The 13,688-nt window shown below is 74.8% G+C and carries 13 protein-coding genes; 11 read left to right on the plus strand and 2 right to left on the minus strand.

The genetic code is table 11. The features are described 5' to 3' along the window. Positions 1 to 12: 12 nt before the first annotated feature. The 10 genes from pyrF (at position 13) to AC060K_RS01035 (ending at position 10,532) form a co-directional block, all read left to right on the plus strand. Positions 13 to 846: an orotidine-5'-phosphate decarboxylase gene (gene pyrF, locus AC060K_RS00990; protein WP_483763721.1), complete on the plus strand. Its 834-nt coding sequence runs from the start codon at positions 13 to 15 to the stop codon at positions 844 to 846. Positions 847 to 1,055: 209 nt separating this feature from the next. After that, entirely contained in the window at positions 1,056 to 1,367 is a 312-nt protein-coding gene (gene mihF, locus AC060K_RS00995) for an integration host factor, actinobacterial type (RefSeq protein WP_125775875.1), read from the plus strand. A gap of 1 nt (position 1,368) precedes the next feature. Next, positions 1,369 to 1,971 (plus strand): guanylate kinase, encoded by a 603-nt coding sequence (gmk, locus tag AC060K_RS01000; protein ID WP_483763722.1) that lies wholly within the window; start codon positions 1,369 to 1,371, stop codon positions 1,969 to 1,971. Between the two features lie 50 nt (positions 1,972 to 2,021). Continuing rightward, entirely contained in the window at positions 2,022 to 2,327 is a 306-nt protein-coding gene (gene rpoZ / locus AC060K_RS01005; RefSeq protein WP_483763577.1) for a DNA-directed RNA polymerase subunit omega, read from the plus strand. Positions 2,328 to 2,361: 34 nt separating this feature from the next. Then, positions 2,362 to 3,639 carry a bifunctional phosphopantothenoylcysteine decarboxylase/phosphopantothenate--cysteine ligase CoaBC gene (gene coaBC, locus AC060K_RS01010; protein ID WP_483763578.1) on the plus strand — a complete coding sequence of 426 codons (1,278 nt, stop codon included), beginning with the start codon at positions 2,362 to 2,364 and terminating at the stop codon, positions 3,637 to 3,639. A gap of 115 nt (positions 3,640 to 3,754) precedes the next feature. Next, positions 3,755 to 4,960: a methionine adenosyltransferase gene (gene metK / locus AC060K_RS01015; protein ID WP_483763579.1), complete on the plus strand. Its 1,206-nt coding sequence runs from the start codon at positions 3,755 to 3,757 to the stop codon at positions 4,958 to 4,960. A gap of 83 nt (positions 4,961 to 5,043) precedes the next feature. Then, complete coding sequence (locus AC060K_RS01020) at positions 5,044 to 7,278, plus strand: primosomal protein N' (RefSeq protein ID WP_483763580.1); 2,235 nt, start codon at positions 5,044 to 5,046, stop codon at positions 7,276 to 7,278. Further along, complete coding sequence (locus AC060K_RS01025) at positions 7,275 to 7,928, plus strand: HAD family hydrolase (RefSeq protein WP_483763581.1); 654 nt, start codon at positions 7,275 to 7,277, stop codon at positions 7,926 to 7,928. Before AC060K_RS01020 ends, AC060K_RS01025 begins: the two co-directional genes overlap by 4 nt. Before the next feature lie 9 nt (positions 7,929 to 7,937). After that, complete coding sequence (fmt, locus tag AC060K_RS01030) at positions 7,938 to 8,873, plus strand: methionyl-tRNA formyltransferase (protein ID WP_483763582.1); 936 nt, start codon at positions 7,938 to 7,940, stop codon at positions 8,871 to 8,873. A gap of 117 nt (positions 8,874 to 8,990) precedes the next feature. Then, complete coding sequence (locus AC060K_RS01035; RefSeq protein ID WP_483763583.1) at positions 8,991 to 10,532, plus strand: RsmB/NOP family class I SAM-dependent RNA methyltransferase; 1,542 nt, start codon at positions 8,991 to 8,993, stop codon at positions 10,530 to 10,532. A 40-nt stretch (positions 10,533 to 10,572) separates the two neighbouring features. Here AC060K_RS01035 and AC060K_RS01040 read toward each other — a convergent pair whose 3' ends face one another. Further along, positions 10,573 to 11,001 (minus strand): DUF1761 domain-containing protein, encoded by a 429-nt coding sequence (locus tag AC060K_RS01040; protein WP_483763584.1) that lies wholly within the window; start codon positions 10,999 to 11,001, stop codon positions 10,573 to 10,575. A 50-nt stretch (positions 11,002 to 11,051) separates the two neighbouring features. Here AC060K_RS01040 and rpe point away from each other — a divergent pair, with 50 nt between their 5' ends. Then, complete coding sequence (rpe, locus tag AC060K_RS01045; protein ID WP_483763585.1) at positions 11,052 to 11,714, plus strand: ribulose-phosphate 3-epimerase; 663 nt, start codon at positions 11,052 to 11,054, stop codon at positions 11,712 to 11,714. Between the two features lie 176 nt (positions 11,715 to 11,890). Here the strand turns inward: rpe and AC060K_RS01050 are convergent, their stop codons facing one another. Next, on the minus strand, positions 11,891 to 13,462 hold the full coding sequence (locus AC060K_RS01050) for an HNH endonuclease signature motif containing protein (protein ID WP_483763586.1): 1,572 nt from the start codon (positions 13,460 to 13,462) through the stop codon (positions 11,891 to 11,893). Positions 13,463 to 13,688 lie beyond the last annotated feature (226 nt).

Raw genomic sequence — 13,688 nt, forward strand, 5'->3', positions numbered from 1 at the left:
CTCGCGGCGGCGATGGACGAGCACGGCCCGCTGTGCGTCGGCATCGACCCCCACGCCTCGCTCCTCGCGGACTGGGGCCTGCCCGACACGGCGGACGGCGTCCGTGAGTTCAGCCTCCGCGTGGTCGACGCCCTGGGTGGCAAGGTGGCGGCGTTCAAGCCGCAGGCCGCGTTCTTCGAGCGCCACGGCTCCGCCGGCGTGGCGGCCCTCGAGGACGTGATCGCCGCCTCGCGGGCCGCGGGCACCCTGACGGTCGTGGACGCCAAGCGTGGCGACATCGGCTCCACGATGGCCGCGTACGCCGACGCGTTCCTGCGCGACGGCTCACCCCTCGCGGGCGACGCCCTCACCGTGTCGCCGTACCTCGGGTTCGGCTCGCTGGCCCCGGCGGTCGAGGCCGCCGCGGCCACGGGCCGGGGCCTGTTCGTGCTGTGCCTCACCTCCAACAAGGAGGGCTTCGAGGTGCAGCACGCGAGGACGCTGCAGGACGACGGCTCGGGTCGCCCGGGCGGGTCCGTCGCCTCCGTCATGGCCGCCCAGGCGGCGGTGCTCAACGCGGGGGCCGAGCCGTTCGGCTCGGTGGGCCTCGTGGTGGGCGCCACCGTGGGCGCGGCGGCCCGGGAGACGGGTACCGACCTCGTGGCCGTCAACGGGCCTCTGCTGGCCCCAGGAGTGGGTGCCCAGGGGGCGGGTGCGCGTGAGCTCGCGGACGTCTTCGGCGACGCCCGGCGGACGGTTCTCGCGTCGTCGTCGCGCGGGGTCCTGGCCGCCGGGCCGGACGCAGGTGCGCTGGTGAGCGCTGCGCGGGCGGCCGCTGCGGAGGCCGCGTCGGCGCTCCGCGGCTGACGACATTTTTGCCCGTGAGGTTCGCGAAGGCCATTCACGCGTTCGGGTTTATCTGTCAATGTCCTGAAAGCGCTGTTTAGCGCGACCAGAGTGTTGGAAGAAACGCGCGCCCAGCGATTGCCGAGGAGGTGGGGGATGGCTACTTTCGATGCAGCAGTCCACACCCAGACCGGCGGTGACGTCGGTCGAGACCCGAGTAGGTGACTTGCGTGGCACTTCCTCCCCTCACTCCCGAGCAGCGTGCAGCGGCGCTCGAGAAGGCGGCCGAGGCCCGGCGCGCCCGGGCAGAGATCAAGAATCGGCTGAAGTACTCCCAGGGCTCCATCAAGGAGGTCATCGAGCAGGGCCGCACCGACAAGGTCGTCGGCAACCTCAAGGTGGTCTCGTTGCTGGAGTCGCTCCCTGGCGTAGGTAAGGTGAAGGCCAGGGCGATCATGGAGGAGATCGGGATCGCCGAGACGCGTCGCGTCCGTGGCCTCGGGCCGCACCAGACCGCGGCACTCATCGAGAGGTTCGGCTGACATTTCCAGTTCCACGGCTCCCGCACGTCTGACCGTCCTCGCCGGCCCCACGGCGGTCGGCAAGGGCACGGTCTCCGCCGACGTCCGCACGCGCTACCCGCAGGTGTGGCTCTCGGTGTCCGCGACCACGAGGGCGCCTCGCCCCGGCGAGGTCGACGGCGTGCACTACCTGTTCGTCACCCCCGAGGAGTTCGACCGCATGGTCGAGGCGGGGGAGATGCTCGAGTGGGCCGTGGTGCACGGCCGCAACCGCTACGGCACCCCGCGCCGGCCCGTCGAGGAGAAGCTCGCCGCCGGGGTGCCGGTGCTCCTGGAGATCGACCTCCAGGGCGCTCGCCAGGTGCGTGAGGCGACGCGGGCTGCCGGCCTGGAGGCCCTGTTCGTGTTCCTCGCCCCTCCGAGCTTCGACGAGCTCGTCCGGCGCCTCGTGGGGCGCGGCACGGAGGACGAGGAGGAGCGCACCCGCCGCCTGGAGACAGCGCGGGTGGAGCTCGCCTGCGAGGGCGAGTTCGACGTCACGATCGTGAACGACGACGTGCGCCGGGCCACCGACGAGCTGGTCTCGGTGATGGGTGTCGGCAGGTCCGCGCCCGTCGCCGGGTAGACTTGCTCCTCGGACTTCCCTTTCCCCTCTCTAGCCTCTGGAGCATCACCATGGCCGGAACCGTCGCCCAGCCCGAGGGCATCACCGACCCGCCGATCGACGAGCTGCTCGAGCGCACCGACTCGAAGTACGGCCTCGTCCTGTACGCGGCCCAGCGCGCGCGTCAGATCAACGCGTACTACTCGCAGCTCAACGAGGGCCTCCTCGAGAACGTGGGCCCGCTCGTCGAGACGCGCAACCAGGAGAAGCCGCTGTCGATCGCCATGCGCGAGATCAACCAGGGCCTCCTGACCATCGAGCACGTCGAGCCGACCGAGCCCGTCAAGGGCCAGTCCACGCCGGAGTACCCCGCCTGACCCGGTCCGGTACCGAGACGGTCCGGGACCGAGCATGAGGATCCTGCTGGGCGTCAGCGGGGGCATCGCCGCGTACAAGGCGGTGCTCCTGCTGCGTCTCCTCCGTGAGCAGGGGCACGCCGTGCGCGTGATCCCCACGGCCGCGGCCCTCCGCTTCGTCGGGGCGCCCACCTTCGAGGCGCTGTCCGGCGAGCCCGTCAGCACGGAGGTCTTCGACGACGTCGAGCACGTCCAGCACGTGGCGCTCGGCCAGGGCGCCGACCTCGTGATCGTCGCGCCCGCCACGGCCGACCTGCTGTCGCGCGCCGCGACCGGCCGGGCCGACGACCTGCTGACCACCACCCTGCTCGCGGCGCGGTGCCCTGTGGTGATGGCCCCGGCCATGCACACGGAGATGTGGGACCACCCCGCCACCCGCGCCAACGTGGCGACCCTGCGCGAGCGGGGGGTGCACGTGATCGAGCCGGCGTCGGGCCGCCTGACCGGGACCGACACCGGACCCGGCCGGCTGCCGGAGCCCGAGGACATCGCTGCGCACGCGCTGGCCGTCGTGGGCACGCCCGGTGCCGGCGTGGCGCCGGCGGGCCGTGGCGACCTCGCCGGGCGCCGCGTGGTCGTCTCCGCGGGCGGCACGCGTGAGCGCATCGACCCCGTGCGGTTCATCGGCAACCGGTCCAGCGGCCTGCAGGGCGTGGCGCTGGCCGCCGCGGCCGCCGCCCGCGGGGCGCGCGTGACGCTCGTCGCGGCGAACGTCGCCCGGGAGGTGCTCTCCGAGGTGACGCCGCCGCCCGAGGGGCGCTCCGGCGTCGGGTCAGGTGCCGGTGCGGATGTCCAGGTCGTGGCGGTGGAGTCCACCGCCGAGCTCCGCGACGCCGTGCGTGCCGCCGCCGCCGAGGCCGACGTGGTGGTGATGGCCGCGGCAGTCGCCGACTTCCGGCCGGCGAGCGCCCCGGACGCCAAGATCAAGAAGGTGCCGGGCGAGCCGCCCGCGCCCATCCAGCTCGTCGAGAACCCGGACGTGCTCGCGGAGCTGGCGCGGGACCGGCTGCGGGCGGGCCAGCTCGTGGTCGGTTTCGCGGCCGAGACGGGGGACGCGTCGGCCGGCGTGCTGGAGCACGGGCAGGCCAAGGCGCGGCGCAAGGGCGCCGACCTTCTCGCGGTGAACGAGGTCGGGTCGGGCCGGGGGTTCGGCGAGGCAGTGAACGACGTCACCCTGCTGGACGCGACGGGCGAGGTCGTGTCGCGAGCCGCCGGCACCAAGCGCGAGGTGGCGGACGCGATCTGGGACGCTGTCGCCAAGCTGCTTCCCTGACGTCTCGCACGTCGGAACGTCCGCGCGTCCATGATGTGAGATTCTCCCATCATGTGAGACGGGGAACCCCGTTTCGGTAGCGCTTGGCGGCACTTCGGCACGTAGCATGTCCGGCATGACAGATGCGCTGCGGCTGTTCACCTCCGAGTCGGTGACCGAGGGACATCCCGACAAGGTGTGCGACCAGATCTCCGACTCGATCCTCGACGCGCTCCTCGAGCAGGACCCCACGTCGAGGGTCGCCGTCGAGACGATGGTCACGACCGGCCTGGTCCATGTGGCCGGAGAGGTGACGACCAACGCGTACGTCGAGATCCCGCAGATCGTCCGTGAGGTGGTCCGGGGCATCGGCTACACGTCCTCGGCGATCGGGTTCGACGGCGACTCGTGCGGTGTCTCCGTGTCGATCGGGCAGCAGTCGCCCGACATCGCGCAGGGCGTCGACAAGGCGCTCGAGCAGCGTGAGGACTCGTCCGACCACGACCCGCTCGACGCCCAGGGTGCCGGTGACCAGGGCCTGATGTTCGGCTACGCGTCGGACGAGACACCCAGCCTCATGCCGCTGCCCATCTGGCTCGCGCACCGCCTCGCGGAGCGGCTGGCCGAGGTGCGCCGCACGGGCGACGTGCCGGGGCTGCGCCCGGACGGCAAGACGCAGGTGACCATCGGGTACGACGGCGATCGCGCGGTCCGCCTCGACACGGTGGTGCTCTCCACCCAGCACGACGCCGACGTGGTCCAGGAGAAGCTGCACCGGCAGGTCGCGGAACAGGTCATCACCCCGGTGGTGCAGGGGCTGGGCGAGGCGGCGGGCCTGGACGTGGCAGGCTTCCGCATGATCGTGAACCCGACCGGCAAGTTCGTCGTCGGTGGCCCGCAGGGTGACGCCGGCCTCACGGGCCGCAAGATCATCGTCGACACGTACGGCGGCATGGCCCGCCACGGCGGTGGCGCGTTCTCGGGCAAGGACCCGTCGAAGGTGGACCGGTCGGCCGCGTACGCGATGCGCTGGGTGGCCAAGAACGTGGTCGCGGCGGGGCTGGCGCGCCGGTGCGAGGTCCAGGTGGCCTACGCGATCGGCAAGGCGCAGCCCGTGGGCCTGTACGTCGAGACGTTCGGCACGGAGCAGGTGCCCGTCGAGCGCATCACTGCGGCGATCAAGGAGGTCTTCGACCTGCGCCCCGCCGCGATCGTGCGCGACCTGGACCTCCTGCGCCCGATCTACCGCCGCACCGCCGCGTACGGGCACTTCGGGCGCGAGCTGCCGGAGTTCACCTGGGAGCGGACCGACCGCGTCGAGGCGCTGACGTCGCTGTTCTGATCCCTGGACGCCGTGCCGCCACGGTGAGGCGGCCGGCCCCGGTCCGCGCCGGCGGTGTCGGCGGCTCGTGATGGGATGGGGCCGTGACCGTGACTCGTGACCCCGCCGAGCCCGAGCAGCCCGCGCTGCTCGGGCTCGACGACGTGGGCGCGTCGTCCCGCGCCGCCCGCGGGCGGGCGCCCCGGGCCCGAGCGGTCGTGGAGACCTCCGGCGTGCCCATCGCGACGGAGCTGCCCGTCGCCCGGGTGGTCCTGGACCTGCAGCCGGCGCACCTGGACCAGCCGTACGACTACCTCGTGCCCGCGGCGCTGTCGGCCCACGCCCAGCCGGGCGTGCGCATCAAGGCGCGGTTCGGCCGGCAGGACGTGGACGGGTTCGTCGTGGCGCGGCAGGAGACGTCCGACCACGACGGTCGGCTGGTGCCGTTGCGCCGGGTCGTGTCTCCCGAGCAGGTGCTGACGCCCCAGGTCCTGGCGTTGTGCCGGGCCGTGGCCGACCGGTTCGCGGGCACCCTCGCCGACGTGCTGCGCCTCGCGGTCCCGCCGCGCCATGCGCGCGTGGAGAAGGCGGAGGCGGCCCTGGGCGGCGACGCCGCCGGTGACGCGGCCGGCGACGGGGACGCCGAGTCCGGGGCCGGTGAGCCCGCGGGCGGCGATGCGGCCGGGCCCGAGCCGGCGCAGGGCGCGCCGCGCACGGCGGACGTCCCGCCGCCCGCCGCGCCGTCGTCGTCCGCCTGGACGCCGTACCGCGGCGGGGAGGCCTTCCTCCGGCGCGTCGGCGCGGGGGAGGCTCCCCGAGCTGTGTGGTCCGCACTCCCCGGGGTGGAAGGGCCGCACCCGCACTGGGCCCTCGCCGTCGCGGAGGCGGTCCGCTCCTGCGTCGCCGGCGGGAGGGGCGCGCTCGTCGTCGCGCCCGACGCCCGGGACGTCGCCCGGCTGCAGGCCGCGCTGCAGGCCGCGGGGGTGGAGGACCACGTCCGGCTCCTGGCCGACGACGGCCCCGCGCCCCGCTACCGGTCCTTCCTCGCGGCCCTGCACGGCCGGGCCCGGGTGGTGGTCGGCACGCGGGCGGCGATGTTCGCGCCGGTCGCCGACCTGGGGCTCGTGGTGCTCTGGGGCGACGGCGAGGACACCCTGGCCGAGCCGCACGCCCCGTACGCCCACCCGCGTGACGTGCTCGCGCTGCGGGCGGAGCAGGAGGGCGCGGCGTACCTGCTGGGCTCGCCGGGCCGCACGGTCCAGGCGCAGGCGCTGCTGGCGTCGGGCTGGGCCCGGGAACTGGGCGTACCGCGCGACGTACTGCGGGCCCTGGCGCCCCGGGTGCGTGCCCTCACGTCCGTGGAGCTCGCGCGCGAGGGCGCAGCGGCTGCGGCCCGGCTCCCGTCCGCGGCCTGGCGGGCGGCCCGCGAGGCCCTGGCGCACGGCCCCGTCCTGGTCCAGGTGCCGCGTGCGGGCTACCTGCCGGTCGTCGCGTGCGCCCGGTGCCGGACGGCGGCCCGGTGTGCCACGTGCCACGGGCCGCTGGGCCTCCCGAGCGCCGGCGGCGCTCCCCAGTGCACATGGTGCGGTCGTCTGGCGGGCGGCTGGTCGTGCGACGAGTGCGGGTTCACCGGCCTCCGCTCCGTCCGGGTCGGGTCCGACCGCACCGCGGAGGAGCTCGGGCGCGCCTTCCCGGGCGTGCCGGTCCGCCTCTCGGCGGCGTCCGCGCCGGGCGGGGTGGTGGACGAGGTGCCCGGAAGGCCCGCCCTCGTCGTGGCCACCCCCGGCGCGGAACCCGTGGCCGACGGCGGGTACGCGGCCGCCCTCCTGCTCGACGCCGCGGTCCTGACGGGAGGAACCGGCCTCGCGACGGGCACGGAGGCCGTCCACCGGTGGCTCGCCGCGGCGTCCCTGGTCCGCTCGGCCCCTGACGGTCAGGTGCTCCTCGTCGGTGACGCCGCGCCCGCGCCCACGCAGGCCCTCGTCCGCTGGGACCCGGCAGGCTTCGCGGACCGCGAGCTCGCCGAGCGGGTGGAGCTCGACCTCCCGCCCGCCGTGCGGGTGGCGGCCGTGACGGGTGACCGGGACGCCGTCGACGCCCTCGTCGCGCGCGTCGGCCTCGGCACGGTCCTGGGACCGGTGGAGGTGCCGCAGCCGCCACGGCCGGGCGCTCCCGGACGGCCCGCCACGCTGGACCCGCCGGTGCGCGCTCTGCTCCGCGTGCCCCTCACCGAGGGCGTCGAGCTCGCCCGGCGCCTGCGCGACTCCCTCGCCGTGCGCTCCGCGCGGCGTGAGGGCGGCACTGTCCGCGTTCAGCTCGACCCCAAGGAGATGCTGTGACCTCTCGCGAGACCACCCCGACGATCGACACGGTCGTCTACGACCTCGGCAACGTCCTGATCCGCTGGGACCCGTACCTGCCGTTCGAGGGACACCTCACGCGGCAGGAGGTGGACCGGCTGTTCGACGAGATCGGCTTCTACGCGCTCAACCACCGCCAGGACGCGGGCGAACCGTGGCCGGTGCTGCTCGAGGAGGTGGCCCGTACCCACCCGCACCGCGTCGAGGACCTGCGCCGGTACGTCGACGGGTACGCGCTCGCGCTCCCGGGGCCGGTCGAGGGGTCTGAGGAGCTCGTGCGGGAGCTCAAGGACCTGGGCCTGCGCCTCGTGGGGCTGACCAACTGGTCGGCGGAGACCTTCCACCTGGCCGACGACAACCCGGCGGTACAGCTCCTCGACGACATCCTGGTGTCCGGCCGGGTCGGCATCGCCAAGCCCGACCCCCGGATCTTCCGCCTCCTCGCCGACGACTACGGCGTGGACCCCGCGCACGCCGTGTTCACGGACGACACCGAGCCCAACGTCGTCGCCGGGCGAGAGGCCGGCTTCCACGCCGTGCGCTTCACCAGCACCGCCGCGCTCCGCCGAGACCTGGCCGCCCTCGGGGTGCCCGTCCGCGCCGCCGCACCGTCCGGCGACCGCTCCTAGACTGTCCCGGTGCGCCTCCTCTTCGCCGGAACCCCCGAGCCCGCCGTCCCGTCCCTGGAGGCGCTCCTCGCGTCCCGTCACGAGGTCGTCGCGGTGCTCACCCGGGCCGACGCGCCGTCGGGCCGCGGACGCCGCCTCACCCCCAGCCCCGTCCGGGCCCGGGCCGAGGAGGCGGGGATCCCCGTCCTCACCGACGTGCCCCGCGGCGAGGAGTTCCTCGCCCGGCTCCGGGAGCTCGACGTCGACGCCGCCCCCGTGGTCGCCTACGGCCACCTGCTGCGCCCCGACGTGCTCGCCGTCCCCCGCCTCGGCTGGGTCAACCTCCACTTCTCGGTGCTGCCCGCCTGGCGCGGCGCCGCACCCGTCCAGCGCGCCGTCATCGCGGGCGACGAGGTCACCGGCGCCACCACCTTCCTCCTCGACGAAGGGATGGACACCGGACCGGTGCTCGGCACCGCCACCGAGACCATCCGACCCCGCGACACCGCAGGCGACCTCCTCTCCCGCCTCGCCGTCTCGGGCGCCGACCTCCTCGTGGCCACGCTCGACGCCCTCGAGGACGGCACCCTGCGCCCCCAGCCCCAGCCCGCCGACGGCGTCTCCGTCGCACCCAAGCTCACGCCCCAGGACGCCCGCGTGCGGTGGGACGTCCCCGCCCTCGCCGTCGACCGGCTGGTCCGCGGCTGCACGCCCGCGCCCGGGGCCTGGACCGTCCTGCCCGACGAGACGCGCCTCGGCCTCGGCCCCGTCACCCTGGCCCCCGACGTGACCGACCTCGCTCCCGGGACGGTGCGGCCCCTCAAGAAGGAGGTCCTCGTCGGGACCGCCACGCACGCCGTCCGGCTCGGCGACGTCACCCCCGTGGGCAAGCGCGCCATGCCCGCCGCCGACTGGGCCCGAGGCGCCCGCTCCCTCTTCGACGCCGGCGACGTCGTCCTGGGCTGAACCCCGCCCCCGCGTGAGGCCGCCGGCGCCCGCCGGCCTCACGGGGAGGCGCAGCACCACCGCTCGGTAGACTCAGGCGGTGCCCAGCGCGAAGACCCCCCAGACCTCGGTGACGGCGTGACCGCCGACCACGACCGCAGCGCACGCGACCCCCGCGGCAGCCGCCCCCGTCCCGACGACCGACGCGACGCCCAGGGCCGCCAGCGCTCCGCCGCCCGCTCCCGCGGCGAACGCTCCCAGACCTCCCTCGCCCCGTCCGAGCGCCGCAAGGGCACCGACCCAGCCCGCACCGCCGCGTTCGACGTCCTCCGCGCCGTCGACGGCTCCGACGCGTACGCGAACCTCGTCCTCCCGCCCCTGCTCCGCGAACGCCGCCTCCACGGACGCGACGCCGGCTTCGCCACCGAGCTGGCCTACGGCACCCTGCGCCTCCGCGGCCGCTACGACGCCATCCTCACCCGCTGCGTCGACCGCCCCCTCGACCGCCTCGACCCCGAGGTCCTCGACATCCTCCGCCTCGGCGCCCACCAGCTCCTCGGCATGCGCGTCCCCCAGCACGCCGCCGTGTCCGAGACCGTCGGCCTCGCCCGCGCACGCGCCGGCGCCGGCTCCGCCCAGCTCGTCAACGCCGTCCTCCGAGCCGTCGCCCGCACGCCCCTCGACGACTGGCTCCAGCGCCTCACCGACGAAGCCCCCGACCCCGTCACCGCCCTCGCCGACACCGGATCCCACCCCGCCTGGATCACCCGGGCCCTCCGCGAGGCGCTCGCGGGCAACGGCCGCGCGGTCGACGAGATCGGCGACCTGCTCGAGGCCGACAACACCGCGCCCCGCGTCACCCTCGTGGCGCGCCCCGGCCTGGTCGACGCCGGCGACGACGAGGCGTGGGGCGACGCCGACCTGCTACCGGGGCGCTGGTCGCCCACGGCGCTCGTCCTCGCGGGCAGCGACCCCACCGGCGTGCCCGCCGTCCGGGAGGGCCTGGCAGGCGTCCAGGACGAGGGTTCCCAGCTCGTCACCCTCGCCCTCGTGGCGGCCCCGATCGAGGGCCCGGACGAGCGCTGGCTGGACCTGTGCGCCGGCCCGGGCGGCAAGGCCGCCCTCCTCGCGGCCCTCGCGGGCACCCGTGGCGCGCGGATCGTCGCCAACGAGGTGCAGCCGCACCGCACCCGCCTGGTCGAGAAGGCCCTCCGCGCCGTGCCCTACGACGCGGTGGAGGACGTCCGCACCGGTGACGGCCGAGACGTGGGGCGGCAGGAGCCCGGGGCGTACGACAGGGTGCTGGTCGACGCGCCGTGCACCGGCCTGGGGGCGCTCCGCCGTCGGCCGGAGTCACGCTGGCGCCGCACGCCCGCCGACCTCGCGGTGCTCACGTCGCTGCAGCGGGACCTGCTCGGCTCGGCGCTCGACGCCGTGCGCCCCGGGGGAGTGGTGGGCTACGTGACCTGCTCGCCGCACCTCGCCGAGACGCAGCTCGTGGTCACGGACGTGCTGCGCAAGCGGGACGACGTCGAGCGGGTCGACGCGGCCGCCGTCCTGCGCTCCGTGCTGCGCCCCGGCGCCGACCTCCCCCTCGCCGACCGCGACGACGTCCAGCTCTGGCCGCACGTCCACGGCACCGACGCGATGCACCTGACCCTGCTGCGCAAGCGGGGCTGACGGCTCGGCTGTGGCTGCGCTCGGGCTGGAGCCCGGGGGCTCAGACCCCGGCCGGGGGCCAGACGCCCAGGATCACCGCCATGACAAGCACGGTCACGAGCTCGTGGGCGAGGTTCAGGGTGGTCAGCTCCGCCGGGCGTCCCTCGAACGCGTCGTGGGTGATCATCCGCGCGGCGGTGAAACCTGCCCACAGGAGGAGGCCGGTCACGACGGCGGCGGTCAGGAAGCCGTCGTCGTAGAACGTCCAGGCGATGTAGGTGGCACCGGCGAGCACCCAGGCCGAGACGAAGCTGACGAGCACCGTGACCACGATGGGCCACGGGCCCGCCGCGGCAGCCTTGTCCGGGTCGACCTTCGCGAGCCGCATCCAGCGGCCGCCGAACACCTTCGGCGTGTACCAGACCGACCCCACCACCATCGTGGAGAGGGTCGCGACGATCACTGCCCAGTAGTTGATGTCGGGGACCATCAGTGCTCCTCGAGCGTCGGGACGGCGGAAGGTGGCTCTACGCTGGCAGCATGGCAGCCCTCATCGCCCCGAGCATCCTGTCGGCAGACTTCGCGAACCTCGAGCGCGACCTCAACGCGATCTCCGACGCGGACTACGCGCACGTCGACGTCATGGACTATCACTTCGTCCCGAACCTGACGCTCGGCCTGCCGGTGTTCGAGCGACTTGCCAAGGTGTCCCCGATCCCGCTCGACGCGCACCTCATGATCGCCGACCCCGACCGGTGGGCGCCCGCCTACGCGGAGGCCGGGGCGGCGTCGGTCACCTTCCACGCCGAGGCCGCCACCGCACCCGTCCGCCTGGCTCGCGAGCTGCGCCGCCTCGGGTCGCGGGCGGGCGTCGCACTGCGGCCCGCCACCCCCGTCGAGCCGTTCCTCGACCTCCTGACCGAGGTGGACATGATCCTCGTCATGACGGTCGAGCCCGGGTTCGGCGGCCAGTCCTTCATCGAGGGCACGCTGCCCAAGATCCGCCGCGCGCGCGAGGCGGTCAGCGAGTCCGGGCTGGACGTCTGGATCCAGGTGGACGGGGGAGTATCCCGCGACACGATCGAGCGCGCCGCCGACGCGGGCGCCAACGTCTTCGTCGCCGGCTCCGCCGTGTACGGGGCAGAAGACATCCCCGCCGAGATCGCCACGCTGCGCGACCTGGCGAGCAAGCACGTGCACTGACACGGGCGCCGGCTGACACAAGCTCCGGCCCCACGGCACTGCGGAACCCTCGTCCCCCGACGGACGGTCCCCGACGGACGGCCCCCGACGGACGGCGCTCGCGGCGGCCACGTGGGTGGGAGCGCCGGGTGGGAGCCCGGGAAGCGCGCGCGACTGCGTGGGCGGGCGTGCCACCGCTACTGCGAGGGTCGGGGCTCGGTGATGGGTTTGCCGTGATGGTCGGTGAAGGTCCAGGTGCCGTTGGTGTGGGTCATGGTGATGTGGTTGGTGTCGACGTGGTTGTGGTGGTGCCAGCAGAGCAGGGCGCTGTTGGGGACGCTGGTGTGGCCGCCGGCGGCCCAGTGGTGGGTGGCGTGGTGGACTTCGCAGCGGGAGGGTGGTTCGTCACAGCCGGGCCAGGTGCAGTGCCGGTCGCGGGCGATGACGGCGCGGCGGAGCTCGCCGGTGATGGTTCTGCGGGTGCGGCCCACGTCCAGGACCTGTGACTCGGGGCCGAACACGACCCGGGTGACCTGACTGTCGCAGGCGATCTTGGCGAGCAGGGCTGGGGGGACGGGGGTGCCGGTCTCGGTGAACACCGCCCCGCCCGTGGGGGTGAGCCCGCCCGGGGTGGCGGCGGTCCCGGTCGCTGTGGTCCCGGTCGCTGTGGTGGCGGGGGTCCCGGTTGCTGTGGTCCCGGTTGTGGTGGGTGTGGTTGTGGTGAGGGTGACGCCGGTGCGGGCGGCCAGGGTCTGCAGCTCGGTCCAGGAGACGGTGACGGTCAGGTGGGGGCGGACTGCGGCGCCGGTGCCGGTGTGGCCGTTGTCCAGGACGATGCGGGCCAGGTCGGCCAGGGCTTGGGCGCGTCGCTGGGTCGTGGTGCGTGCGGTGTCGGGGGTCGGGGGTCGGATGACGGAGTTCAGGGCTGTTGTCAGGGTCAGGCCGTGCTCGTCGGTCAGGAACCCGTTCAGGTGGTACCCGCCGAACGTCTTGGACAGCTCCAGGTGCTCACGGTCGCGCGCGTGGGTGTGACCGCGTTCGTCCGCGTCCGGGTCGGCCACGGTCGCGAACCGGGCCACCAGCCGCCGGAACGCTGCCGGGCGGTGCGCGCGGGCCTGGGCCAGGAGGAACACCTCACCCGAGACCGCCTCCACACCGTCCGCGCCCGGACCGCCCGCCGGACCGCCCGCCGGGCCGTCGGGGCCGTCCGCCGGACCGTCCGGGCCGAAGGGGCCGTCGGGGCCGGGCACGGGCCCGGTGCCGGGCAGGGGGGCTGCCAGTGCCGCCTTGCGGGCCGGGCTGGTGGGGGCGGTGTTGACCAGGATGGTCAGGTGGTCGGGGCCGAGGGTCCCGGCCAGGGCCGCGGCCCTGGTCGCGGGCAGGTCCTGGTCCAGGACCCGGGCGGCACGGACCTCACGCCGGGCGCTGGGCACGGAGATGTTGCTCGTCGCGGCGTGCCAGGTCGCGAACGACCTCGCCCCGGCCCCCGACCCGGTGCCCCACCGGCCGTCGGCCTCGACCCGGGGCAGGAACGACAGGCGCAACGCGTCCAACCGGCTCGTCAGGGTCCGGACCCGGGTCCCGGCCTCGACCAGCCGCGCGACCACCAACCCGCCCGCCACCTCCAGGGCGTCCAGCGCCCCCGGCCCGGCCACCGCGACCAGCTCATCCGCGACCGCTTCCAGGTCCGCGAGCACGACCTCCAACGGGCGGCGGGCGGCAGGCCCGGCAGAGGACAGTCCCGCGGGTGCGGGCGTCGCACGGGGCACCGTGGCGTCCGTGCCGGACCCAGCGTCAGTCCCTGCCAGGCCTGTCCCGGGCACAGAGACACGCGTATCGATCGCTTCGATCACCATCCCCGCACCTCCTCGAAACCCGCATGATCCGGCCGTTCCTGACCCTCCCCATCCTATCGAACACGCGTTCTGACGGCCCGCTGACCAGCCAATCTGTGCACAGAACCCCGAAACCACGACCTGTGGTCGGCCTCCCACC

Source organism: Antribacter sp. NEAU-D49 (assembly GCF_057158775.1).

Bases quoted from the DNA above. Each gene is read 5' to 3' on its own strand.
- pyrF (WP_483763721.1), top strand. From the start codon at position 13: ATGGACGAGCACGGCCCGCTGTGCGTCGGCATCGACCCCCACGCCTCG.
- rpoZ (WP_483763577.1), top strand. From the start codon at position 2,022: ATGGCCGGAACCGTCGCCCAGCCCGAGGGCATCACCGACCCGCCGATC.
- coaBC (WP_483763578.1), top strand. From the start codon at position 2,362: ATGAGGATCCTGCTGGGCGTCAGCGGGGGCATCGCCGCGTACAAGGCG.
- metK (WP_483763579.1), top strand. From the start codon at position 3,755: ATGACAGATGCGCTGCGGCTGTTCACCTCCGAGTCGGTGACCGAGGGA.
- AC060K_RS01040 (WP_483763584.1), bottom strand. From the start codon at position 11,001: ATGGTCCCCGACATCAACTACTGGGCAGTGATCGTCGCGACCCTCTCC.
- rpe (WP_483763585.1), top strand. From the start codon at position 11,052: ATGGCAGCCCTCATCGCCCCGAGCATCCTGTCGGCAGACTTCGCGAAC.